22 protein-coding genes are annotated in these 22,342 nt (G+C 63.7%); 11 read left to right on the top strand and 11 right to left on the bottom strand.

Annotated features, from left to right (window positions below):
• Positions 1–9: 9 nt before the first annotated feature.
• Complete coding sequence (locus FJ953_RS09370; RefSeq protein ID WP_140495930.1) at positions 10–474, bottom strand: MarR family winged helix-turn-helix transcriptional regulator; 465 nt, start codon at positions 472–474, stop codon at positions 10–12.
• Between the two features lie 192 nt (positions 475–666).
• Between FJ953_RS09370 and FJ953_RS09365 the strand changes: the two genes are divergently transcribed.
• Positions 667–1,461: an SDR family oxidoreductase gene (locus FJ953_RS09365; protein ID WP_140560656.1), complete on the top strand. Its 795-nt coding sequence runs from the start codon at positions 667–669 to the stop codon at positions 1,459–1,461.
• A 62-nt stretch (positions 1,462–1,523) separates the two neighbouring features.
• On the opposite strand, the gene FJ953_RS09360 is transcribed toward FJ953_RS09365, so the two are convergent.
• Positions 1,524–2,123, bottom strand: a complete 600-nt coding sequence (locus FJ953_RS09360; RefSeq protein WP_140495928.1) for a LysE family translocator — start codon at positions 2,121–2,123, stop codon at positions 1,524–1,526.
• A 95-nt stretch (positions 2,124–2,218) separates the two neighbouring features.
• Between FJ953_RS09360 and FJ953_RS09355 the strand changes: the two genes are divergently transcribed.
• Positions 2,219–3,088 (top strand): LysR substrate-binding domain-containing protein, encoded by an 870-nt coding sequence (locus tag FJ953_RS09355; protein WP_140524953.1) that lies wholly within the window; start codon positions 2,219–2,221, stop codon positions 3,086–3,088.
• A 61-nt stretch (positions 3,089–3,149) separates the two neighbouring features.
• Here the strand turns inward: FJ953_RS09355 and FJ953_RS09350 are convergent, their stop codons facing one another.
• From FJ953_RS09350 to FJ953_RS09340, 3 genes are all read right to left on the bottom strand, one after another.
• Positions 3,150–3,800, bottom strand: a complete 651-nt coding sequence (locus FJ953_RS09350) for a dihydrofolate reductase family protein (RefSeq protein WP_140524852.1) — start codon at positions 3,798–3,800, stop codon at positions 3,150–3,152.
• 102 nt (positions 3,801–3,902) lie between these two features.
• Positions 3,903–4,745: a protein-L-isoaspartate O-methyltransferase gene (locus FJ953_RS09345; protein ID WP_181169820.1), complete on the bottom strand. Its 843-nt coding sequence runs from the start codon at positions 4,743–4,745 to the stop codon at positions 3,903–3,905.
• Between the two features lie 46 nt (positions 4,746–4,791).
• Positions 4,792–6,156 carry an Nramp family divalent metal transporter gene (locus tag FJ953_RS09340; RefSeq protein WP_140555994.1) on the bottom strand — a complete coding sequence of 455 codons (1,365 nt, stop codon included), beginning with the start codon at positions 6,154–6,156 and terminating at the stop codon, positions 4,792–4,794.
• Between the two features lie 232 nt (positions 6,157–6,388).
• On the opposite strand from FJ953_RS09340, the gene mntR reads away from it, so the two are divergent.
• The 3 genes from mntR to FJ953_RS09325 all read left to right on the top strand — a co-directional run bounded on the left by mntR (position 6,389) and on the right by FJ953_RS09325 (position 9,398).
• A complete protein-coding gene (gene mntR / locus FJ953_RS09335) occupies positions 6,389–6,838 on the top strand; it encodes a manganese-binding transcriptional regulator MntR (protein WP_181165236.1) in 450 nt (149 codons plus the stop codon).
• Positions 6,839–7,042: 204 nt separating this feature from the next.
• Positions 7,043–7,975, top strand: coding sequence for a neutral zinc metallopeptidase (locus FJ953_RS09330; protein WP_140555992.1), 933 nt, complete (start codon positions 7,043–7,045; stop codon positions 7,973–7,975).
• Positions 7,976–8,096: 121 nt separating this feature from the next.
• Positions 8,097–9,398, top strand: coding sequence for a TCR/Tet family MFS transporter (locus FJ953_RS09325; RefSeq protein ID WP_224671676.1), 1,302 nt, complete (start codon positions 8,097–8,099; stop codon positions 9,396–9,398).
• A gap of 13 nt (positions 9,399–9,411) precedes the next feature.
• Here the strand turns inward: FJ953_RS09325 and carA are convergent, their stop codons facing one another.
• The gene (gene carA, locus FJ953_RS09320; RefSeq protein WP_140555988.1) at positions 9,412–10,623 is read right to left on the bottom strand and encodes a glutamine-hydrolyzing carbamoyl-phosphate synthase small subunit; all 1,212 of its coding nucleotides are present in this window, start codon (positions 10,621–10,623) and stop codon (positions 9,412–9,414) included.
• A gap of 278 nt (positions 10,624–10,901) precedes the next feature.
• Here carA and FJ953_RS09315 point away from each other — a divergent pair, with 278 nt between their 5' ends.
• Positions 10,902–11,351, top strand: a complete 450-nt coding sequence (locus FJ953_RS09315; protein ID WP_140524847.1) for a GatB/YqeY domain-containing protein — start codon at positions 10,902–10,904, stop codon at positions 11,349–11,351.
• Between the two features lie 36 nt (positions 11,352–11,387).
• Here FJ953_RS09315 and FJ953_RS09310 read toward each other — a convergent pair whose 3' ends face one another.
• Complete coding sequence (locus FJ953_RS09310) at positions 11,388–12,314, bottom strand: LysR family transcriptional regulator (RefSeq protein WP_140560658.1); 927 nt, start codon at positions 12,312–12,314, stop codon at positions 11,388–11,390.
• A 100-nt stretch (positions 12,315–12,414) separates the two neighbouring features.
• On the opposite strand from FJ953_RS09310, the gene FJ953_RS09305 reads away from it, so the two are divergent.
• Complete coding sequence (locus tag FJ953_RS09305) at positions 12,415–13,206, top strand: alpha/beta fold hydrolase (protein ID WP_140624062.1); 792 nt, start codon at positions 12,415–12,417, stop codon at positions 13,204–13,206.
• A gap of 46 nt (positions 13,207–13,252) precedes the next feature.
• Here FJ953_RS09305 and FJ953_RS09300 read toward each other — a convergent pair whose 3' ends face one another.
• Positions 13,253–14,242: a hypothetical protein gene (locus FJ953_RS09300; RefSeq protein WP_140624453.1), complete on the bottom strand. Its 990-nt coding sequence runs from the start codon at positions 14,240–14,242 to the stop codon at positions 13,253–13,255.
• A 290-nt stretch (positions 14,243–14,532) separates the two neighbouring features.
• Between FJ953_RS09300 and FJ953_RS09295 the strand changes: the two genes are divergently transcribed.
• Both FJ953_RS09295 and FJ953_RS09290 read left to right on the top strand, forming a co-directional pair.
• Positions 14,533–15,237, top strand: coding sequence for a DNA helicase (locus tag FJ953_RS09295; protein WP_140624060.1), 705 nt, complete (start codon positions 14,533–14,535; stop codon positions 15,235–15,237).
• A 52-nt stretch (positions 15,238–15,289) separates the two neighbouring features.
• Complete coding sequence (locus FJ953_RS09290; RefSeq protein ID WP_140582017.1) at positions 15,290–15,847, top strand: GNAT family N-acetyltransferase; 558 nt, start codon at positions 15,290–15,292, stop codon at positions 15,845–15,847.
• 109 nt (positions 15,848–15,956) lie between these two features.
• Here the strand turns inward: FJ953_RS09290 and FJ953_RS09285 are convergent, their stop codons facing one another.
• The 3 genes from FJ953_RS09285 to FJ953_RS09275 form a co-directional block, all read right to left on the bottom strand.
• Positions 15,957–17,141, bottom strand: a complete 1,185-nt coding sequence (locus FJ953_RS09285) for an MFS transporter (protein WP_140555985.1) — start codon at positions 17,139–17,141, stop codon at positions 15,957–15,959.
• A 122-nt stretch (positions 17,142–17,263) separates the two neighbouring features.
• Positions 17,264–17,473 carry a DUF2061 domain-containing protein gene (locus FJ953_RS09280; protein WP_140495915.1) on the bottom strand — a complete coding sequence of 70 codons (210 nt, stop codon included), beginning with the start codon at positions 17,471–17,473 and terminating at the stop codon, positions 17,264–17,266.
• Positions 17,474–17,691: 218 nt separating this feature from the next.
• Positions 17,692–19,353 (bottom strand): Na/Pi cotransporter family protein, encoded by a 1,662-nt coding sequence (locus tag FJ953_RS09275; protein ID WP_140495914.1) that lies wholly within the window; start codon positions 19,351–19,353, stop codon positions 17,692–17,694.
• A gap of 390 nt (positions 19,354–19,743) precedes the next feature.
• On the opposite strand from FJ953_RS09275, the gene FJ953_RS09270 reads away from it, so the two are divergent.
• Entirely contained in the window at positions 19,744–20,139 is a 396-nt protein-coding gene (locus FJ953_RS09270; protein ID WP_140495913.1) for an RcnB family protein, read from the top strand.
• Between the two features lie 141 nt (positions 20,140–20,280).
• Positions 20,281–22,215, top strand: a complete 1,935-nt coding sequence (gene dnaG, locus FJ953_RS09265; RefSeq protein WP_140560660.1) for a DNA primase — start codon at positions 20,281–20,283, stop codon at positions 22,213–22,215.
• Positions 22,216–22,342: the final 127 nt, after the last annotated feature.

Here is a 22,342-nt window from a genome sequence, read left to right as displayed (position 1 = left end):
GCGGCCGCTTCAGCTGGAGGGAGCGGCCGCCGGCGTTTCGAGGTCCAGAGAGGCCACATCATCCAGCGTCGCACGCAGCTTCGCGGCTTGCTCCGCGCCGATCATCTCCTCGAAGCGCTGCTGGGCGACACTCCACAGCCTGATCGCCTCTTCGAGCTTGGCCTGGCCGTGCGGCGTCAGCCGGACGCGCTTGACGCGGCGATCGTCCTTATCGGGGAAGGTTTCGACATAGCCGTCGCGGACCAGCGGCTTCAGCGTATGGCCGAGCGCCGAGAGATCCATGATCAGCGCCTCGGCAACGGTCCCCATCGCCGGTTCGCTGCTGGCACTGATCTGAAAGAGCAGGCCAAATTGCGTGCCTTTCAGCCCGGAAGGCGCAAGCGCGTCGTCGTAGAAGCGGCCGAGCCTGCGCGCGGTGCGCCGCAAGGTGGCATTGTTGCATCGGCTGAATCCCGGTTGCTGAAGATCGGTCATGTCAACTCCTCGCTGGCAAAGCCTGTGCCAGCCTGCCGCAGAAATAGTTTTCGCGGCCGCCGTTGACAAGATAGTGGCATATACCTACTTCGCCGAAAGTGGCATATGCCACCAATTGACGATCGAGAAGCTCGGCAGCCGGCGCATCCGTCGAAGCCGAACCAGAGCGAAGAGCGCGAAAGGAACAGGACAATGAGCAAGAATGAGAACAAGGGCACCGCCGTCATCACCGGCGCTTCCTCCGGCATCGGCGCTGTCTATGCCGACCGGCTGGCGGGGCAGGGCTATGACCTGGTGCTGGTGGCGCGCCGCGCGGACCGGCTCGAGGAATTGGCTGAAAGGCTGCGCTATGCCTACAGCCGCAAGGTCAGCGTGATCAGTGCCGATCTGGCCAACGACGATGATGTGCGGCGGGTGGAGCGGACGGTGTCGACGGATGACAGCGTCACGCTGTTGGTCAACAATGCCGGGCTTGGTGGTGCGCAGGTGGTTGCGACGGCGGACGCCGATGCGGCTGAACGCATGATCAAGGTCAATGTGATCGCCCTGACGCGGTTGACGCGTGCTGTGCTGCCGGGATTTCTCGCGCGCAACCGCGGCGCTATCGTCAACATCGCCTCGGTGCTGGCCTTTGACACCTCGTTCGGCGGCATCTACAGCGGCACCAAGGCCTATGTCGTCAACTTCACCGAAGCCCTGCAGCGCGAGGTTGCCGGCACCCATGTCCAGGCGCAGGTGGTGCTGCCGGGGGCGACCCGGACCGATTTCTGGGAAGTCGCGGGAAGCGATATCGACCAGCTTCCGAAGGAAATCATCATGACCGCCGACGATATGGTCGATGCTGCCCTTGTCGGCCTGGCCAGGGGCGAAGCCGTCACCGTGCCCGCGCTTGCCGATACGGCCAAGCTGGACGCCTTCCTTGGCGCCCGGCAGACCTTCTACGGCAGCCTGCACGCCGACAAGCCAGCCGCACGCTACGCGGCTTGACAGGATTCGGGTTCCTCGCCTCGCCTTGCGGGGGCGAGGAACCCAGGTTCTGCAGGCCCATCTTACGCCTGCCGCCACATCGGAATGATCGATGCCGCCAGCACCAGGCCGAGCAGGATATTGAGCGCGCGCCATTGCTGCTCGGTCTTCAGCAGCCGGGCGAGCAGCATGCCGGCCACACACCATAGCGACAGCGAGAAGGCGGCGGTGAGGCCGAAGGTGGAGCCGAGCAGCAGGGCCAGCCGCGCCGGCCCGTCGGCGAGTGCGGCGAAGGATGCCGCGGCTCCAAGCCCCATCGCCCAGCCCTTGGGGTTCAGCCACTGAATGCCGGCACCGCCGAGAAAACTGTTCGGTTTGATCATCGTCACATCGAGCTTGGGGGCCCCCGCACGGCCGATCTTGAGCGCCAGCCAGACGAGGTAGAGCGAGCCGGCGATCTTCATGGCAAGCTGCAAGGACGGCATGGCGAGAAGCAGGCCGGCCAGCCCGGCGGCCGCCGCCCCGGTGACGGTGGCCAAGCCGGCCGCGCTGCCGACCACCAGCGGGATGGAGCGGCGAAAGCCGAACTGCGCGCCCGACGCCGTCGACAAGGTGGTGGCGATGCCGGGCGTGCTGGTCGCCACCAGGGCGAACAGGATCAGGGGGATGACGGGTTGGAGCATGCGGCGTCCTCAGTCGGAGGCCCCATGGTAGATGCAGCCGAATATCAGTAAATGCAATATTTGCGATGACGGGCATTAGCATCTATAATGCAGGCATGATCCGCAACCTCGATACGACGCTCATGCGCACCTTCGTCACCGTCGCCGACAAGGCCAGCATGACGGCGGCGGCCAATGCGCTGCACCTGACGCAAGGCGCCGTCAGCCAGCAAGTCCGGCGGCTGGAGGAGGCGCTCGGCCGCAGCCTGTTCGAGCGCGACCGGCGCGGCTTGCGGCTGACCTCTTCCGGCGAGCGGCTGTTCGGCAAGGCAAAGCGGCTGCTCAGCCTCAACGACGAGATCTGGGCCGAAATGGCTGCCAATGTCGTGGCCGGCCAGGTGCGGTTCGGCGTGCCTTACGACCTTGTCGGCACGACGCTGGCGCCGGTGCTGAAAGCCTATGCGCAAACCTATCCGCAGGTCGAGATATCGCTGGTCTGCGCCTCCTCACCGGAATTGGCCGCGGCGCTCGCGGCCGGCACTATCGACCTGGCGGTCATCGAGGAGCGGGTGGGGGCATCGGATGGCGAGTGCCTCGCCATCGATCGGCTGGTGTGGGTCGGCGCCAAGGGCGGTGTCGCGCGCGCCAAGCGCCCCCTGCCGGTCTCGATGGTCGCCGACAGCTGCGCCTTCCGGCCGGTGGTGCTTTCGGCGCTCCACGAGCATGGGCTGGAATGGCGCACCGTGTTCGAGAACGGCAATATCGACGCGACGACCGCAACGGTGCGTTCCGATCTGGCCGTCACCACCTGGCTGGCCTCCACGGTGCCGGCCGATCTCGACATATTGCCGTCCGAGTCCGGCCTGCCGCCGCTGCCGAATTTCTCGATCAACCTGCATCTGCCGAGGCACGGCGTCGGCCCGGCGGCGCAAGCGTTCGCACGGCATATACGCGACGGGCTGGCGCGCCGGCCGCAGGCGGCTTGAGGGAATTTTCAGAACCTGGTTTCCTCTCCTCCACGTTCGTGGAGGAGAGGAAAAGAAGCGTTTACTTCCAGGTCCTGCGCCGCTCGAGCTCGGCGTCGGATGGCTCCCCCGTGACAAAGGAACCGGTCTTGATTTCGCCGGCGCGCTCGTAGGTCGCCATGATGACGCCGGTGCTGGAAGCCTGCGAGCGGGTCAGCTTGAAGGCGGCCGGCATCGCGTCATCGCCGAACAGCCGCTTGCCCTTGCCCAGCAACAGCGGGAAGATCATCAGCCGAATCTCGTCGATCAGCCCATTGGCGAGCAGGGTCTGGATCAGATTGGCCGATCCCTGGATGAGCAGGTCAGGTCCATCTTCCTGTTTGAGGCGGCGCAACGCCGGGACGATATCAGGCCCAAGCGATTGCGTGTTCTGCCAGGTGAGCGAATCCGGACGATGCGTCGCTACGTATTTGGTCGCAGGGTTGAAGGCATCCGCGATCGGATCTTTCTGATACGGCCAGTATGCGGCGAATATGTCGTAGGTTCTGCGGCCGAGCAACAGGGCGAAGGGTTTGGAGAATAGTTCATCCATCGCCGCGCCCGCCACTTCGTCAAAATAGTGGAACGTCCAGCCGCCGAACTTGAAGCCGCCGACGGGATCCTCCTCCGGGCCGCCCGGCGCTTGCATGACGCCGTCGAGGCTGACGAATGTCGCCGCTATGATCTTTCTCATGGGATGCTCCTCCTGTTTCGATCCATGCCGTCAGGGCCGGACTTCAGTCCAAGGACGGATGACTGGCTGGCCGTCCGACAGGCCCTGCCGAATTTCGGTTCGTCAGCCCCGAGGCCGCGCATCGAGGCTGCGTGACGAAAACCAGACATGCTCAAAGATCGCGGTGGCGGTGCGGTCCGGCAACTTGTCCGCCGTCAGCCAGATCGAGCGGCTGCGCGCGGCCTGGTCGCGCGTCGGGATTTTTGCCGCGGGGCTTGCAATCGACGCGCCGGAGCAAGGGATGAACCAGGAGCGCATGAAAGGGTCGCAGGCAAAACCTTTTTCGGTGCGGGTCACCAGAACGGCCAGGGGAACGCGCTCGGCCGGGCGCCACGGGAAGATCATGCGGCCGTCCGGCTTCAGCGCCTTGAGCCAGCCGGGTGGAGGTGCCGCGACGCCGGCATTGACATAGATGGCATCCGATGGCGGCAAGTCCGATGTGACGGCATCGCCAGGAATGACAGTGACATTCTCGTAGGCCGCAAGGTTTGCCTTTGCCCGCGAGGCAAGATCGGCGTCCAGTTCGAAGGCGGCAACGGTGCCACCAGGTGAAACCAACCTGGCCAGCAAAGCGGTGTAGTAGCCGGTGCCGGCGCCGATGTGAGTGACAGCCTCGCCGGGCCTGGGCGCGAGTTTCCCGATCCACATGGCGTGCAGGAACGGCTCGCCATTGTTGATGCCCTTGTCGGCATCGAGCACCACCAGCACGTTCTGGTAGATGAAGCGCGGGTCGGCGCTCGGCGTCTCGATAACGCCTTTGCCGGCGACGATCGTCCATGGGCCGGGACCGAGAAACGCCTCGCGCGGCACGGCCGCGAACACCTCTTCAAGACGCGGATCGGCGGAATGCGCCTGGGCAGCCATCAGCTTGGCATAGAAGCTTCGGGATTGGGCTATCGTCGTCATGACAGACCGAAAAATAGCGCGGGTCGCGTCTTTGTCGCGGCCGATCTCAGCCGATCCCGAATAGCGTGTCGTAGAGCAGCTTGAAGTTGAGCACCAGGATGATGGCGGCGACCACCCAGGCGAGCGCCGCAACGCCGCGCGGAATGGCGAGATTGCCCATCTTCTTCCCGTCGGAGACGAACTGGACCAGCGGGATCACCGCGAAGGGCAGCTGCATCGACAGGATCACCTGGCTGAACACCAGCAACTGGCCAGTGCCCTTTTCGCCGTAGAGCGCGGTGACGACCACGACGGGGATGATGGCGAGGCCGCGCGTCAGCAGGCGCCGCGCCCATTGCGGGATGCGCAGGCGCAGGAAGCCTTCCATGATGATCTGGCCGGCAAGCGTGGCGGTCACCGTCGAGTTCAGGCCGGAGGCAAGCAGCGCCACGGCAAACAGGATCGAGGCGATGCTCAGGCCGAGCAGCGGCGACAGCAGTTCGAAAGCCTGGCCGATCTCGGCGACGTCGTGGTGGCCGGTGTTGTGGAAGGCGACCGCCGACACGATCAGGATCGAGGCGTTGACGAACAGGGCCAGCATCAGGGCGATGGTCGAGTCCGTCGTTGCCCATTTGATGGCGTCGCGCTTGCCCTTGTCGGTGCGTTCATAGGCGCGGGTCTGCACGATCGAGGAGTGCAGATAGAGATTGTGCGGCATGACGGTTGCGCCGATGATGCCGATGGCGATGTAGAGCATCGCCGGATTGGTGACGATTTCGGATGACGGCACGAACATCGAATGCAGGATCGTGCCGGCCGGCGGCGCGGCGACGAAGATCTGGATGGCAAAGCAGCTGAAGATGATGATCAGAAGCGCGATGACGAAGGCTTCGAGATAGCGGAAGCCCTTGTTCATCAACAAAAGCACCAGGAAGGCGTCGAGCGCGGTGAGCATGGCGCCGCCGATCAGCGGAATGCCGAACAGGAGCTGCAGCGCGATCGCGGTGCCGATCACTTCGGCGAGGTCGCAGGCGATGATGGCGAGCTCGCAGGCGATCCACAGCACGAAGTTCACCGGACGCGGGTAGTAGGCGCGGCAGGCCTGGGCGAGGTCGCGGTCAGTGGCGATGCCGAGACGCGCGGCCAGCGCCTGCAGCAGGATCGCCATCAGGTTGGACAGCATGATGATGAACAGCAGCGTGTAGCCGAACTGGGCGCCGCCGGCGAGGTCTGTCGCCCAGTTGCCCGGGTCCATATAGCCGACCGAGACCATGTAGCCCGGCCCCATGAAGGCAAACAGGCGACGGAACCAGACGCCCGAATTCGGCACGGCGATCGAGGAATTGACCTCGCGCAGACTCGGCTGCTCGTCGCCTGGCCTGTCGAACCGCCACGCGGGTCTGGCTATGGCGGTGGCGTCGGTCTCGGACATGGCGAATTCCGCTTGATGCAATGGATGATGTCTCCTATCTATGTCGCGGCTCAACATTATGCAATATGCTATATTTCATTGATCATGCTTTTGTGATGTGATCGATCGTGCTCCGACGCGGCGGCGATGCGGTTGCGCCTGGGCCCGAATGCAAATAAACGCCAGGATTGTGGGGGCCCGTGCTATGAATGCGGGCCGATTCAATCTTCGGGCAGCCAAGGAGGAGCGCATATTGGCGCTGAAGAACAGACCGGTCCCGCGTGAGCCGCTGCCCGATGCCGATGTCCATTCGGAAGGGTTCCGGCAGACGCGCGAAGCGCGCCGCAGCGCGCTGGTCGAGGACTATGTCGAGTTGATCGCCGACCTGATCGAGGACGGCAACGAGGCTCGCCAGGTCGACATCGCGGCCAGGCTGGGGGTCGCCCAACCGACAGTGGCCAAGATGCTGACCAGGCTGTGTGCCGACGGGCTGGTCTCCAGAAAGCCTTATCGCGGCGTGTTCTTGACCGAAGCAGGTCGCAAGGTCGCGGAAGAGAGCCGCATTCGCCACCAGACGGTGGAGGCTTTTTTGCGTTCGCTCGGCGTCAGCGCCGAGACGGCGCGCATCGATGCCGAGGGCATAGAGCACCATGTCAGTGCCGAGACACTGGAAGCGTTCCGCAAGGCGATGACGGCGGGCTAGGGACTTTGCCAAGCCGTTGGCTCGTTTCGCCGGCGATGCCATAGACATTCCACAGTCGCGGCCAGAGCAGCGGAGCCAACATGCCAGCACGGCCACGGCTGCGAAAAATGCTGTGACTTGGCGCAACCATTGAGATAATTGTTTATGAGGTGGAGCCGGCCTCGCGCCGGATCGACCAGTAAATTCGCAGCGCGGGGAGTTGCCATGCTCTGGAGAGGCCGTCGTCAGAGTGACAATGTCGAGGACCAGCGCAGCAGCGGCGGCGGCGGATTTGGTGGCGGCGGACCCGGCCAGTTCCGCATTCCGATCGGCGGCAGCAGCGGCGGCGGCATGTCGATCTCGACCATCATCATCCTCGTCGTGCTCTATTTCGGCCTGAAAGCCTTCGGCATCGATCCGATCCAGGTGCTGAGCGGCGGCGGTGGAGGCCTGCTGCCTGGCGGCGGCGAGATAACGGACAACAGCGGCAGCCAGGGCGGGGGCACCGGTGCGCCGGCTTCCGACGAGATGAAGCAGTTCGTGGCAACCGTGCTGGCCGAGACCGAGGACACATGGACAGGCATTTTCAAGGCCAACGGACTGACCTATGAGGACCCCAAGCTGGTGCTGTTCAGCGGGCAGATCCGCTCGGCCTGCGGCTTCGCCTCGTCGGCGGCCGGACCGTTCTATTGCCCCGGCGACCACAAGGTCTATCTCGACATGACATTCTTCCAGCAGCTGGACCAGCAGTTCGGCGCCTCGGGCGAGTTCGCGCGGGCCTATGTGATCGCGCATGAGGTCGGCCATCACGTGCAGAATCTGACCGGCATCATGTCCAAATTCAACCAGATGCGGCAAAGCATGGGCGAGGCCGAAGCCAATCAAATGTCGGTGCGCGTCGAGCTTCAGGCCGACTGCTTCGCCGGCGTCTGGGCGCATTACACGGCGCAGAAGGGCATATTGGAGCAAGGCGATATGGAAAGCGCGCTCAATGCCGCCAGGCAGATCGGCGACGATACGCTGCAGAAGAAGATGCAGGGCTACGTAGTGCCGGAAAGCTTCAACCACGGCACGTCGGCGCAGCGGCAGACCTGGCTGGCGCGCGGCTACAAGAGCGGCAAGCTTTCCGACTGCGATACGTTCAACAACCCGATCTGAGCATCCGGTTCTTTCACGGGTGACCTGACGGCAAGGATGTCGTCAGGGGGTGTCAGGATGCGAACGTCCTGCTTGTTCCCTCATTGTTCCTGACGGCCTGCTCGCCTATAAGTGCCTCCGCCTGCGCGCCAGGCGCCGGGAAGGAGCAGACGAAACCATGATCGATCCCAAAACCGCCAAGCGGGGGCTTGCGCTCGTCTTCACGACGCTGCTCCTCGACATCATCGGATTCGGCATCATCATGCCGGTGCTGCCGGCCTACCTGCAAGAATTGACCGGCGTCGGCGTCTCGGAGGCGGCGATCGAGGGCGGATGGCTGTTCTTCGTCTATGCGGCCATGCAGTTCTTCTTCGCGCCCGTCATGGGCGGGTTGAGCGACCGGTTCGGCCGGCGGCCGATCCTTCTCGCCTCCGTGCTGACGTTTTCCATCGACAATCTGATCTGCGCCATAGCCTGGTCCTACCCGATGCTGTTCATCGGGCGCGTGCTGGCCGGCATTTCGGGCGCCAGCTATTCGACCACATCAGCCTTCATCGCCGACATCTCGAACGATGAGAACCGGGCCAAGAATTTCGGCCTGCTCGGCATCGCCTTCGGCGTCGGCTTCGTCATCGGGCCCGTCCTTGGCGGACTGCTCGGCACCTTCGGGCCGCGCGTGCCGTTCTATTTCGCCGCCGGACTTGCCTTGGTGAACTTCCTGATCGCGCTGTTCCTGCTGCCCGAAACGCTCGATGAAAAGCACCGCCGCCGCTTCGAGTGGAAGCGCGCCAACCCAGTCGGCACGCTTCTGCAGATGCGCCAATATCAAGGCATTGGCTGGATCGGGCTCGTCTTCTTCCTGATGACGCTCGGCCACATGATGTATCCGGCGGTCTGGTCGTTCGTCTCCAACTATCGCTATGGCTGGAACGAGCAGCAGATCGGTTTTTCGCTCGGCGCTTTCGGCCTGTGCGGAGCCATCGTCATGGCAACGGTGCTGCCACGCATCATTCCCAGGCTTGGCGAGTGGAGGACGGCGGTGATCGGTCTGGCGTTCACGGCGCTCAGTGCTTTCGGCTACGCCTTCGCGACGCAGGGTTGGATGATTTATGCGGTGATCGTCGTCGGCTGCCTGGAAGCGCTGGCCGACCCGCCGCTCAGGAGCCTCGCCGCCGCCAAGGTGCCGCCTTCGGCGCAGGGTGAATTACAAGGCGCGATGACGTCGATCTTCTCGATCACATCGATCGTCACGCCGCTGCTCTATACCGCGATCTTTTCCTGGTTCACCGGGCCAAGCGCGCCAGTGACCTTCGGCGGTGCGCCTTACCTGGTTGGCGCGGTTTTCCTAGTGCTGGCGCTCGTTGTCTTCGTTACGAAAGTGGCGAGGCCTGCGGCACTCGGAACCGTCACCAAAGGCGTCGCGGATGATGGGGCACGAATATGAGGATCTGTCGGAACTAAGCCCGTTCGGCCAGCAGTTCCTCGCCGCGCTTTTCGCGGATCAGGTTGACGAAGCGGCGGAACAGATAATGCGAATCCTGCGGGCCGGGCGAGGCCTCGGGGTGGTGCTGGACCGAGAATACCGGCCGGCCTGTCAGCGCGATGCCGCAATTCGAGCCGTCGAACAGCGAGACATGGGTTTCCTCGACGCCTGACGGCAGCGAGTCGGCGTCGACGGCAAAGCCGTGGTTCATCGAGACGATCTCGACCTTGCCTGTAGTGTGGTCCTTGACCGGATGGTTGGCGCCGTGATGGCCCTGATGCATCTTGGCGGTCTTGCCGCCCAGCGCCAGCGCCAGCATCTGGTGGCCGAGGCAGATACCGAACACCGGAATCTCGGTCCTGAGCAGGTCCTGGATGACCGGCACGGCGTAGGCGCCGGTGGCTTCAGGGTCGCCGGGGCCGTTGGACAGGAAGATGCCGTCCGGCTGCATGGCGAGGATTTCCTCGGCGCCGGTCTTGGCCGGAACCACGGTCACCTTGGCACCAAGCCCCGCAAGCAGGCGCAGGATGTTGCGCTTGACGCCATAGTCGATGGCGACGACATGCATGGAGGGCTCGTCCTGTTCGCCAAAGCCCTCGTCCCACACCCAAGGCGTCTCGCGCCACACCGAGGACTGGCCTGACGTGACCTCCTTGGCGAGGTCGAGGCCGATCAGGCCGGACCACGCGGCGGCGCGGCGTTTCAGGTCGTCAAGATCGAAGACGCCGTCGGGCGCATGCGCGATAACGGCGTTGGGCATGCCCTTTTCGCGGATCAACGCGGTCAACGCGCGGGTGTCGATGCCCGAGAGGGCGACGATGCCGCGCTTCTTCAGCCATTGATCGAGATGGCCGGCAGCGCGGTAGTTGGAGGGATTGGTGACATCGGCCTTGAACACGGCGCCGACGGCACCGGCGCGAGCAGCCGGATTGAGGTCCTCGATGTCTTCGCCGTTGGTGCCGATATTACCGACATGCGGGAAGGTGAAGGTGACGATCTGGCCGGCATAGGACGGATCGGTCAGGATCTCCTGATAGCCGGTAAGCGCGGTGTTGAAGCAGACCTCGGCGACCGCCGAACCCGTTGCGCCGAGACCGCGACCCTCAATGACGGTGCCGTCGGCCAGCACCAGCAATGCCGTCGGTTTCTCGGTGGCCCAAGCGGGGGTGGACGCGGTGTCGGCCATGGCGGCACTCCTATCAGGCCGCGCGCTTCAAACAGGCCCGGCGGGCTATTTGCGCGGCAAACGGCGCGGAGCGGCGAATTCGCTGCCTCCACGCACTCAAGCTTCAGTTCATGCAAGGCCCAGTACATAGGGGAAGGGGGCAGGTCGGTCAATGATGATGGGAAATGCCGCTACGATTTATTTCATTGAGCAATATCATAGGCTTGCCTCGACATATCAGGGTTTGCGTTGGTCCGCACCGGGCGCTATTGTCCGCGCCGACCGAAGGAGAGAGCACGATGCGCGCAAAAATCGCCGAATCCCTGAAGAGCGCGATGAAGGCGCAGGACAAGCACCGGCTGCCGACATTGCGGCTGATCCAAGCCGCCATCCACGATCGCGATATCGCCAATCGCGGTGCCGGCAAGGAACCGGCCAGCGACGAGGCGATCCTGCAGATCCTGGCCAAGATGGTGAAGCAGCGCGAAGAATCGGCCAAGGCCTTCGAAGACGGCAAGCGTCCGGAACTGGCCGCGCAGGAGCGCAGCGAGATGGAGATCATCCGCGATTTCCTGCCGACGCAGCTCGACGATGCCGCCATCACCGCCGCGGCGCGCGAGGCGATCGCGGCGACCGGTGCCGCCAGCCAGAAGGACATGGGCAAGGTGATCGCGGCACTGAAGCAGAAATATGCCGGCCAGATGGATTTCGGCAAGGCAAGCGGCATCATCAAGGGGCTTTTGCAATAGTCGGCGCGTCGAGCGCGAGCGCCAGCGCTCGCCTGCCTATAAAACAACCTTCTGGGGCTCCAACGCGTGGCGCAATGCCGGCGCCTCCTGCTGGATATGATCCCACAAACGGTTGGCGACCGGCCCGTGGGGACGGTCGCGGCGACGCGCAACCACCAGTTCGTCGGTGCGGCCCGGCATATGAGGGCCGGCGATGGACCGCAGGCGTCCATCACGCAGCTCCTCCTCGATCAGGAAGCGTGGCAGGTGGCCCCAGCCGAGGCCCTGCAGGATGATCTCCTTCTTCATGCCCTGGTCGGCGACCAGGCATTGCGGCGCGCCTTCGACCATGAAGTAGTCTTGTTGCGGTGAATGGCGGGCAGTGTCGCGCATCACGCATTGGGTGAGCGCCTGCATCTGGTCGGGTGTGATCGGCGGCTCGATGCGCTCCGGCAGAAAGCCCGGTGCCACCACGGGAATGAACGGCACCTTGCACAAATCGATCCATTCCACCCGCGCATCGCCCTTGTCGATCCAGTGCAGGACCAGATCGGCCTCGTCGTCGAAAAGGCGTTCCCAAGGGCCGCCGACGGCCTCGAAGTGCAGGTGCAGACGCGTGCCGGGACATTGCGCGAAGAACCGCCCGAGCAGGCCCAGCACCTGCGGTCGTGGGCATAGGTCGCCGATCACCACATGGATTTCGCTTTCTTCGCCCATCGAGAGCTGGGCGGCATGCACGCGCAGGCCTTCCAGTTCGCGCAGCAGCGATTGCGCCCGGCGGTGGAACGACAGCCCGGCCTCGGTCGGGCGCACGCGATAGCCGCTGCGGTCCAGGAGAACGAGGTCGAGCTGCCGTTCCAGCTTGGCGACAGCGGCGAATACAGCCGGGTGTGAACGATGCAACAGGGCCGCCGCCGGCTGAAAGCCGCCGGTGCGGATCACGGCGTCGAAGCACTGCAGGTCGTGCAAGGTGAATTCAGCCATGTCAGCTTTGATTACAGAGATTGTCCTGACTTTGTAATATCAACAAACCAACGATCTGACTACGCTCTGTCATTCAACCCTTCCAGAAGGATCTTTCATCATGAGTGAGCTGAATTTTGTGACTGTTGGCGATGGCACGCGCATCGCCTACCGCTTCGACGGCGATGCGGCAAAGCCGGTGCTGATGCTGTCGAACTCCATCGGCACCACGCTGCATATGTGGGATGGACAGGTCGGCGAGCTGTCCAGGCATTTCCATCTTCTGCGCTATGATTTTCGCGGCCATGGCGGATCGAGCGTGCCGGCCGGCGCCTATTCGCTCGATCGGCTCGGCGGCGACGTGATCGAGCTGCTCGACGCGCTCGGCCTTGGCCGCGTGCATTTCCTCGGCCTGTCGCTGGGCGGCTTCGTCGGGCAATGGCTCGGCATCCACGCGCCGGAGCGGATCGACCGGCTGATCCTGAGCAACACCTCGTCGCATCTCGGACCGGCACGCCATTTCGACGAGCGCATTGCCGCCGTCCGGCAGGCGCCCGATATGGCAGATACCGCCGAAACGTTCCTCAACAACTGGTTCCCGGCAAAAATGGTGGCGGCCAACGAGCCCTTCATCGAGGAATTTCGCGCCATGCTGCTCACCATCGACCGGCAAGGCCTGGCGGGCCTCTTTGCGGCGGTGCGCGACGCCGACCTTCGCCGCACCGTGGCGCTGATCTCGCGGCCGACGCTGGTGATCGCCGGCGAGCACGACACGGTGACGGCGGCCAGCCACAGCGAACTGATCGCCGCGGCGGTGCCCGGCGCGAAGCTGGTCGTCCTGCCGGCGGTTCACCTGTCGAATGTCGAATATCCATCCGGTTTCATGCAGGCGGTGTTCGATTTTCTGCGCTGAGGGATGCGATCCCGTAGACCCCGCATCCCCGGAGCCGGGACGGACCTCAAGGCTCCTTGCAGATCGGCACCGGCTGCGGCGGCGGTGCCGGGTGGTCCTTCCTGTATTGGGCGATGATCGGCTCGAGCGTCTTTCGCGGCCAGAATTTCGGAGAGCCGATTTCCTTCAGGCAGGATGCGTTCCAATAGGGCCCAGCGTCCGACGGCGAACGACCCGCCGCCACGATTTGCGCAACGGCGGCGATGTCGCGCGATTCAGGGTAGATGTAGAGCGTCGTCGGATTGTCCTTCACCATCGGGATGATCTGCCGCGCATCCGCCGCCGACCAACTGGTGCAGCCATTGCTGCGGCCGCCGGCATAATCCACCAGTTTGCCGAACGGCACGTAACCGTCATGGTCGGCATGCGAGCTGGCCGGGTCTTTGCGAAGACACATTCCCTTCAGCACTTCCGCCGGATGCCCGCCGATCACGCGCTGCCTGGCGTTCGCGGCCTCGCCCTCGCCATCGAACTGCACGAAGGTACGCATGAAAGCCACGTCCTGCTTCGCCGCGGTACGATAATAGCCCTTGAACGAGGTTTTCGCCTCGCCGGTCATATGGGCGCCGCCGGCGGTCAGTGACGAATCCAGCGCATTGCCGAAGTTCTTCGCGCAGCGCTTGCCATTGGCGAAATCAGCGACGCCCTTCAGATTCCGGCCGCTGCCGTGGCCCGCCGAAACGGCGCGAAACGCCTGGCTGGCCTCGCAGATGATGTAATAACGGTGACCCAGTTTGTTGTTGCCCAGATCGCTAGGGCGCGTCGCATCCATGGCGAAGTAGCAGGGATTGTTAACGGCTCCTGCGCCGACTTTCTTCAGGTAAAGCGCTCGGGCCCGCTCCAGGACCACAGCTGAGATCTGGCCATCACCTTCGCCGACATGGGCCTGCAGCCAGGCCGGAATGGCCGAGGGCGCGGCAAAGGACCGTGCCGTCAAAGCGACGACAACGAGGAAGAGGCTGGCGACGACACCCAGCGGGATAGATCTCAACCGCACCAGACCCGTTCTCCTGTCGAAGCGTTTGTGTTTTGGCGGTGAATCACCCCCGGCACGATCATAAATCGGCTTATGCCGGCCGGCGAAACACATCTTGTTCAGCATTCCCGGCACGTATGCGCGTTTTCGACCCGTCAGCATTGGGGTATTGTCTGATTCCGGCGCGCCCACGCCTCCTCCCTCCGTCGGGAAAGCATCATTCATGCGGGGCAATCCGATCATCGAACCGACTGTTCGAGCACCAAGCATAAGGAGGGGTTGCGAAGACCGCTCGCACCAGGAGGTTTGCGATGATTGCGCCCATTTACCATCTGAAGCGTCAAGCCAGGCTGTTGTCCCGCAAGGAGAAGATTCCGCTCCATCAGGCGCTTGACCGTGTTGCAGCCCGCGAAGGTTTTGCGAGTTGGAGTCTGCTTGCGGCCAAGGCAGCCGAGACGACGGCCGCCGGCAGGCTGTTCTCGCGGCTGATGCCCGGCGACCTGGTTCTGGTCGGTGCGCGACCAGGCCACGGCAAGACGCTGATGAGCCTCGAACTCGCGGTCGAAGCCATGAAGCGTGGCCATCGCAGCGTGTTCTTCTCGTTGGAATACACGCATCGCGATGTGCTGGACCGGTTTCGCGCCATTGGGGCGGACCCCGCCCAGTTCGACCGATTGTTCGCGTCCGACACTTCCGAAGCCATCAGCGCCGACTACATCGTCGAGGTGTTGGGATCGGTGGCGCGTGGGACGCTCGCGGTCATCGACTATCTGCAACTGCTCGACCAGAAGCGGGACAATCCGGAGCTGATGGACCAGGTCCGGACATTGAAGGCTTTTGCGCGTGACAGGGGCGTGATCCTGGTCTTCATCTCGCAGATCGACCGCTCCTACGATCCGTCAACGAAGCCGTTTCCCGATATCAGCGACGTTCGGCTACCGAACCCGCTGGATCTGTCGCTGTTCAGCAAAGCGTGTTTCCTCAACAAGGGCGCGATCCGCTTCCAGCCCGCTTGAGCGTTCCAGTGGCCATCGCTATGCCTGCTTGGCCTGCGAGGGAGCATGGATCATGATCGAAATCGTCAAGCCCGGGCTCAAGCATCTGGCGTCCTACAAGGCTGCGCTCGAGCGCGGCTGGTCGCCCGACAATGTACGGCTCATGGAGGCAGCTCGCGAGCAGCTTGCCGCAATCGAGGAGGATCCGGCGGCGTTCCTGGCCAGCCTCGATGATCCCGAGGCCAAGGGGCCGCCGATCACCTTGCCTGACGGCAGACAGGTCCCGCGCCTGCCGGGCTTCAGGCGCTGGATGTGGGACGGCGAGACGTCAGGCTCGATCGGCCTGCGCTGGCAGAAGGGCACGTCGGCGCTGCCGCCGCACGTGCTTGGCCATATCGGCTACGCCGTGGTGCCGTGGAAACAACGACGCGGCTACGCGACGGAAGCGCTGCGGCTTATGCTGGATGAGGCGAGGGCGGTCGGCCTGGCTCATGTCGACATCACCGCAAAACCTGGCAATCCGGCCTCGCACAAAGTGATCCTGGCCAACGGCGGCAGACTGGTCGAACGTTTCCTCGAAGATGCCGCCTATGGCGGAGCGGAGAGCCTGCGGTTCCGCATCGATCTGTAATGCGTTGGAGCTGCGCAGCCGCCGGGCGAGACTGTTCATCGCGTCGTGCTTGCGCCGGTGGACGCCCGGATCAGGCATTATCGATGGTGGATGTCCTGACGCGGATAATCTACTCAGCCGCTGCCGTCAGCGGTGGCGTGGCGTTGCTGCGCCACTCCCAGATGTGCGAGGCGAGCGCCACCGCGACTGCGACCAGCATCGCCACAGCGCCAAGCAGCGGCAGGCTGCGATAACCGTAACCGCCATTGAGCATGGCGGCACCGAGCGATGCCGCGAGCGCTATACCGACATTGAAGCCGGATGGGATCAGCGAGGAGGCCAGGTTCGAGGCATCCGCAGTCCAGGACAGGATGCGGGTCTGGATCGGCGTACCGATGGCAAAGTTGAGGCCGCCCCAGATGACGATCGCCACGACCATCGGCACGGGATAGGGGCTGACGGCATAGATCACCGCAAGCGTCACCGCCTGCAGGGCCAGCATGGTGATCAGCGAGGGCATCAGCTTCCAGTCGGCTAGCCTGCCGCCGAGGAAGACGCCAAGCGTGGCGCCGACGCCATTGAGCAAGAGCACCCAGGGCACCAGGTTCTCGTCGAGGCCGGTGATCTCAAGCAAAGTCGGGGTGATGTAGGTGAACAGGCCGAACTGGCCGATCATCAGCATGAGCATCAGGATCAGCGAGGTCCAGACCTGCTGGCGGGCAAGCACGCGGACCTCGCGGGCGAGGCCGGCGGGTTTGGCCTGATAGCCTGCGGTGCGCGGCAAAAGGGCTGCCATGGCAAGCGTGGCCGCCACGCCCAATGCGCACATAACCCAGAAGGTCGCGCGCCAGCCCCAGATGTTGCCGATGGCAGTGCCCGCTGGCACGCCGATCACGTTGGAGACAGTGAGGCCCGACAGGATGACGGCCACCGCCATGCCGCGCTGGTCCCCGCGCACCAGCCCGACCGCAACCACCATGGCGACGCCGAAATAAGCGCCATGCGCGACTGCGACGGCAATGCGCAGAAGCAGCATCGAGGTGAAGTCGGGCGCCAGCGCGCAGGCCGCCTGACCGATGGTGAAGGCGACCGCGAGGCCGAGCAGCAAGGTCTTGCGCGGCAAGGACTTGGTGGCAAGTGCCAGAAGCGGACCGCCGATGGCGATGCCGCAGGCATAGCCGGAGACGAGATAGCCCGATGTCGGAACCGAAACGCCAAGCCCTTGCGCCACCTGCGGCAGCACGCCGGCGATGACGAATTCGGTGGTGCCGAAAGCGAAGGCAGCGATGAACAGGGCGATGAGCGGAAGCGACATGGCGGGAATTAAATCCTCGAATGCAGGCCTCAAACCACGGATGCGCGCTGCCGGCAATCCAGAAATTTTTGTCGCCGCTTTAGCTTTTCTTGATCTCCGGGTTCAAAATCTTGACCCCGGGTTCAGAACGGGGTCTTGCGTCCATAAGGAACCTTCAGCCATGCCCGCTCATGAAAATAATAGAGCAGCGACTTGGTGAAGACTTCTGTCACGCCGATGGCGGCCGCCAGCTTGACGCTTCCGGTCACCACCAGCGAGATGATCATCGTATCGATGGTGCCGGTCACGCGCCACGAAAGCGCCTTGGCGAAACTGCGCGAATGGGTGTCCATCGATCTCCTCCGAAAGCTTTGGCTGATATGCCTAGCCCGAGCGATGGAAACGCGGCAATGGCAATTTTGCCGCCGAAGGACCGACGCCATGCAATTCTGCCGCAATACAATTTTTTCGGCAGAGTGCGGCGCTCTTCCTTCTGCCCTTGTTTGTTGGGAGGTGGCGTCGCAAAGCGAGGTGGGATGAGGTGTCTCAAAGAAGGGAGAGATGTCGTTGATCAGCTCGCCTTCAACCTGGATCCGCCGAGGAGGCCGCGTTCTTCCAGCACGGGATAGGCCATAGATGCCAGCAGCGAGTTGATCTGTTTGAGATCGCGGATGGTGTCGAGGTGGATCGAACTGGTCTCGACGCTTTTGGCAGTGCCTTCGCGCAGCCGCAGGAAATGGCTGGCGCTGGTCTCTTTTTCGGCGTCGCGCAGCCGTTCCTTCTCCAGCACCAATTGGCGAGCCGTCTCGGCATCGCGCGACACCAGCACGTTGAAGGCAAGCCGCGCATTGGCGAGCACCGAAGCGTGGAAGGCGCACAGCTCGCTCCAACCCTCGTCGGTGAATTCCAGTCCACGGTCGAACTTCTTCTTCACATGTACCAGCATGTTGCGCACGATGATGTCGCCGACCTGCTCCAGCTTGACGCAGGCGCCGATCAGTTCCTGGCAGCGCAACGCCTCGTCCTCGGTCAGCGGGTTCTTGGTGACCTTGGCGAGGTAGAGCTTGATCGCCGCGTGCTTGCGGTCGACGCGGTCGTCAAGGGCGGCCAGCGCCTTGATCTTGTCGGCATCGGCGCTCTCGTAGAGCTCGATGATGCGCTTGAGCATGATCTCGACCGTCTCGCAGACCCGCACCACCTCGCGGGTGGCATTGGCCAGCGCCTGGCTCGGCACGTCGAGCGCGCTTTCGTTGAGCGCCGAGAGTTCGACGACGTCGAGCGTGGCGGCTGGCGTCTTGGTGCCGAGCGCCACGATCTTCTCCGAGGCGCGGTAGACGAGACCCGCCAGCGGCAGGCCGGCGAGCAGGATCAGCACATTGAACAGGATGTGGGCATTGACGATCTGGTCCGCTGCCGTCGCGCCAAGGAACGCGAAATGCGGCCTGAAGATCATGACCAGGATCAGCATGACCAGCGAGCCAAGCCCGCGCATCAAGAGGTTGCCGATCGGCACGACGCGCACTTCGGGGCCGGAGGAGCGGGTCAGCATGGGCGCGATGATCGACGAACCGAGATTGACGCCCAGGATGAGGACGACGCCGAGTTCGGGCGTGATCAGGCCGCGGCCCGCCAGCGTCGCCATCAACAGGACCGCGGCGATGCTCGATTGGAACAGCCAGGTGATCAGCGCCGCCAGCAGATAGGCGGTGATGGAATCGCCGGAGAAGTAATTGATGATGACCGGCATCAACTGGCTGTTGCGCAGCGGCTCGGATGCCTGACCGATCATTTCCAGCGACAGGATCAAAAGGCCGATGCCGACCAGGATGCGACCGGTCTGGCGCCAGTCGCGCCGCTCGGTGGCCATGAACATGACCGTGCCGGTGATCAGGCAAAGCGGCACCAGCAGCGTGAGATCGAAGGTGAGCAGCTTGACCACGAGAGCCGAACCGATCTCGGCGCCGCGGACGGCCAGTTGCCCGGCCGCGCCCGAGACAATGCCGGAGCCGGCGAAGGAGCCGACCAGCAGCGTGACGGCGGTGGAGCTCTGCAGCGCTATAGCGAGGCCGGTGCCGGCCAGCACCGCCATGACAGGATTGCGCATGGTGGCGCGCAGCTTGTGGCGCAGCACGTCGCCATAGGCGCGCTCGACGCCGGTCTTCACCATGCGCGTGGCAAACAGCATCAGCGCCACGGCGCCGGCCAGATGCAGGAGAACCACGGAGCCGCTCATTGCGGCGCACCGATACGGGCAAGGCCGGCGACACGGGCAGCGCGGCGGTCGGGAGAAAGAGGAGGGGTGCGAATCATGATCATGACGTTGGCCGATAATAGCTCGAATATTTTAGCCGGATAATAAAAATTTGTCGATTTCAAGGGCTGCCGGCGCGCGACGGGGCGTGTCGGAGAATGGACGGATGCCGAAATGGTTGCATGAGCCTCGCCGCCTTGACGCGGCGGATCGGCCGGTGTTGCCGCCCGCCCTTCGCCCGGAATTTGCGAAGATGTTCAACCAATCGATCTAACGCTTCGGATTTATTACGGAATTGTAATGCTCATGTTCAGTTTCGGTTCATTCTTCGACGGCTATTTCTGCGGCATTGACAACCAAGGAGATTCCTTCATGAAACGCATCGTTCTTTCCGGTCTTGCTTTCTCGATGCTGGCCGCCACGTCCCTGACGGGCCAGGCCGCGCCGCTCAATGCGCCGGTCGCGCCGCAGTCGAACTATACCAATGTCGACTGGCAGAAGCCCACCAACCGGGATGTCAGGAAGCGCGTCATCCAGAAGCGGGTCATCCAGAAGCGCATCATTCAAAAGAAGGTCGTCGTGAAGCGGAACAACTGGCGCAATGGCCAGAAATATTCCGGCTGGCGGCAGCATCAGCCGGTCCGCGATTATGGGCGCTACGGCCTGCATCGTCCGGGCCGTGGCCAGGAATGGATCCGCGTCGGCAATGACTATGTGCTGGTCGGCGCCCTCTCCGGCATCATCTTTGGCGCCATCGCCGCGCAGTAAAGTCCCGATAGTGCCAGACTGGAGGAAGGGCGGCCCGCAACGGCCGCCTTTCCTTTTGCCCTGTGGAAACCGGGCATCGTCAGCATTAGGGGTCGCCGGACTTCGCGGGCATGATTATATGGGGGATAAACGAGTTCCCCGATGCGCTTTCCGCCCGCCTTCCTCGACGAGATACGCGACCGCGTGCCGATTTCGCAGGTCATCGGCCAGCGCGTCGCCTGGGATCGCAAGAAGACCAATGCGTCACGCGGCGATTATTGGGCCTGCTGCCCGTTTCATGGCGAGAAGAGCCCATCCTTCCATTGCGAGGACAAGAAGGGCCGCTATCATTGTTTCGGCTGCTCGGTCTCGGGCGATCACTTCAAGTTCCTGACCGAACTTGACGGACTGAGCTTTCCCGAGGCGGTCGAGAAGATCGCAGACATGGCCGGCGTGCCGATGCCGGTTCGCGACGTGCAGGAGGAGCGGCGCGAGAAGGAACGCGCCAGCCTTACCGACGTCATGGAAATGGCGACTGCTTTTTTCCAGGAGCGGCTACAGGGCGCGGAGGGCGCCAAGGCCCGTGCGTATCTGCGCGACCGCGGACTGACGCCCGCGACGCAGCATGCGTTCCGGCTGGGCTATGCGCCCGACAGCCGCAATGCGCTGAAGGAGCATCTGGCCGCAAAGGGCGTGCCGAAGGCCGATATCGAGGCCTGTGGGCTGGTGCGCCATGGGGATGACATTCCGGTCTCCTATGACTGGTTCCGCGACCGCATCATGTTCCCGATTCCGGATTCGCGCGGCAAGATCATCGCTTTCGGCGGGCGAGCGCTGGCGCCGGATGCGCTCGCCAAATATATGAACTCGCCCGATACCGAGCTCTTCCACAAGGGCAACGTACTCTACAATTTCGCCCGCGCGCGAAAAGCGCTGGCCAAGGGCGGCACGGTCATCGCCGTCGAAGGCTATATGGATGTCATCGCATTGGCGCAGGCCGGCTTCGAGAATGTCGTCGCGCCACTCGGCACGGCGCTTACCGAAAACCAACTCGAACTGTTGTGGCGTATGGCCGCCGAGCCGGTTCTGTGCTTCGACGGCGACAAGGCCGGGCTGAAGGCCGCATGGCGGGCCGCCGACATGGTGCTGCCCGTAGTCCAAGCCGGGCGCACGGCGCGTTTCGCGCTGCTGCCGGAAGGCAAGGATCCCGACGACCTGGTCAAGGCGGAGGGGCCGGATGCCTTCCGCGCCGTGCTGGCGGAAGCGCGTCCTCTTGCCGATCTGTTATGGATGCGCGAGACGGCGGGCGGCGTCTTCGACACGCCGGAGCGGCGGGCCGAACTGGAGAAGCGGCTGCGCGAACTGACCAGCCGCATCCGTGATGAAAGCCTGCGATATCACTACCAGCAGGAGATGCGCGAGCGCGTGCTGAGCTTCTTCGGTTCTCAGCGCGCAACGCGGCAAGGTCGTCCGGACTGGAAACCGGGGCAGGGCAAGGCGCCCGCTCCCGGCGGACAATTCGCTAAAGCCGGCGGTGGTCGCATCGCCATCACGGAAAGTCTCGGCCAGTCGGCACTGGTCAAGCGCGGCAACGAAGGAATGTCGGTGCGCGAAGCGACGATCATCGTGGCACTGGTCAACCACCCGGCGCTGATCGACGAGAATTTCGCCCATGTCGAGTTCCTTGATCTCGCCAACCCCGAGCTGAGGCGGCTGCACGGTGCCATCCTCGACGCGATGGCACATGACATGGCCAATGACCGCCACGCCGTGGTGGCGACGATCGAGCGCGCCGGCTGCGCCGAGATCTGGGAGCGTGCCGTCGGCCTGATCAGGCGGGCGCGGCAGTGGCCGGCGCTGGAGACGGCAGCGCTCGAGGATGCCCGCGACGCTCTGAACCAGGCGCTGCACTTGCAGCGTAGCGCGCGCACCTTACATAAGGAGCTGAAACAGGCGGAAGCGGCGATGGATGCGGATCCTTCGGACGAGAATTTCCGCCATCTGATCGAAATTCAAGCGCAATTTCGGGATGTTCAAGCGACGGAAGCGCTGATCGAAGGTTTCGGTGTTTCGTCGGGCAGGGCTGGTCGGGCCTGAAGCATGGTTCCGAAAAGCGGGACCCGGTTTTCGGGAACGATCATACTCCAGCAGAAGAAAGGCGGAGCTCATTTCGGCCCGAGGGTTGGGACGGGCTCATGCCAGCAAGTGCAGGAATGACGGCGTT

Source organism: Mesorhizobium sp. B2-3-6 (assembly GCF_006442305.1).
GTDB lineage: Bacteria > Pseudomonadota > Alphaproteobacteria > Rhizobiales > Rhizobiaceae > Mesorhizobium.
The sequence above is the reverse complement of the archived record's forward strand: the minus strand, read 5'-3'. Positions and strand labels throughout refer to the sequence as shown.

What these genes read in the sequence shown, in the direction of transcription:
- dnaG (WP_140560660.1), top strand. Translation starts at nt 20,281, where the DNA reads ATGCGCTTTCCGCCCGCCTTCCTCGACGAGATACGCGACCGCGTGCCG.
- FJ953_RS09330 (WP_140555992.1), top strand. Translation starts at nt 7,043, where the DNA reads ATGCTCTGGAGAGGCCGTCGTCAGAGTGACAATGTCGAGGACCAGCGC.
- carA (WP_140555988.1), bottom strand. Translation starts at nt 10,623, where the DNA reads ATGGCCGACACCGCGTCCACCCCCGCTTGGGCCACCGAGAAACCGACG.
- FJ953_RS09360 (WP_140495928.1), bottom strand. Translation starts at nt 2,123, where the DNA reads ATGCTCCAACCCGTCATCCCCCTGATCCTGTTCGCCCTGGTGGCGACC.
- FJ953_RS09285 (WP_140555985.1), bottom strand. Translation starts at nt 17,141, where the DNA reads ATGTCGCTTCCGCTCATCGCCCTGTTCATCGCTGCCTTCGCTTTCGGC.
- FJ953_RS09290 (WP_140582017.1), top strand. Translation starts at nt 15,290, where the DNA reads ATGATCGAAATCGTCAAGCCCGGGCTCAAGCATCTGGCGTCCTACAAG.
- FJ953_RS09275 (WP_140495914.1), bottom strand. Translation starts at nt 19,353, where the DNA reads ATGAGCGGCTCCGTGGTTCTCCTGCATCTGGCCGGCGCCGTGGCGCTG.
- FJ953_RS09345 (WP_181169820.1), bottom strand. Translation starts at nt 4,745, where the DNA reads ATGACGACGATAGCCCAATCCCGAAGCTTCTATGCCAAGCTGATGGCT.
- FJ953_RS09310 (WP_140560658.1), bottom strand. Translation starts at nt 12,314, where the DNA reads ATGGCTGAATTCACCTTGCACGACCTGCAGTGCTTCGACGCCGTGATC.
- FJ953_RS09295 (WP_140624060.1), top strand. Translation starts at nt 14,533, where the DNA reads ATGATTGCGCCCATTTACCATCTGAAGCGTCAAGCCAGGCTGTTGTCC.
- FJ953_RS09305 (WP_140624062.1), top strand. Translation starts at nt 12,415, where the DNA reads ATGAGTGAGCTGAATTTTGTGACTGTTGGCGATGGCACGCGCATCGCC.
- FJ953_RS09340 (WP_140555994.1), bottom strand. Translation starts at nt 6,156, where the DNA reads ATGTCCGAGACCGACGCCACCGCCATAGCCAGACCCGCGTGGCGGTTC.
- FJ953_RS09355 (WP_140524953.1), top strand. Translation starts at nt 2,219, where the DNA reads ATGATCCGCAACCTCGATACGACGCTCATGCGCACCTTCGTCACCGTC.
- FJ953_RS09315 (WP_140524847.1), top strand. Translation starts at nt 10,902, where the DNA reads ATGCGCGCAAAAATCGCCGAATCCCTGAAGAGCGCGATGAAGGCGCAG.
- FJ953_RS09350 (WP_140524852.1), bottom strand. Translation starts at nt 3,800, where the DNA reads ATGAGAAAGATCATAGCGGCGACATTCGTCAGCCTCGACGGCGTCATG.
- FJ953_RS09370 (WP_140495930.1), bottom strand. Translation starts at nt 474, where the DNA reads ATGACCGATCTTCAGCAACCGGGATTCAGCCGATGCAACAATGCCACC.
- FJ953_RS09270 (WP_140495913.1), top strand. Translation starts at nt 19,744, where the DNA reads ATGAAACGCATCGTTCTTTCCGGTCTTGCTTTCTCGATGCTGGCCGCC.
- FJ953_RS09280 (WP_140495915.1), bottom strand. Translation starts at nt 17,473, where the DNA reads ATGGACACCCATTCGCGCAGTTTCGCCAAGGCGCTTTCGTGGCGCGTG.
- FJ953_RS09365 (WP_140560656.1), top strand. Translation starts at nt 667, where the DNA reads ATGAGCAAGAATGAGAACAAGGGCACCGCCGTCATCACCGGCGCTTCC.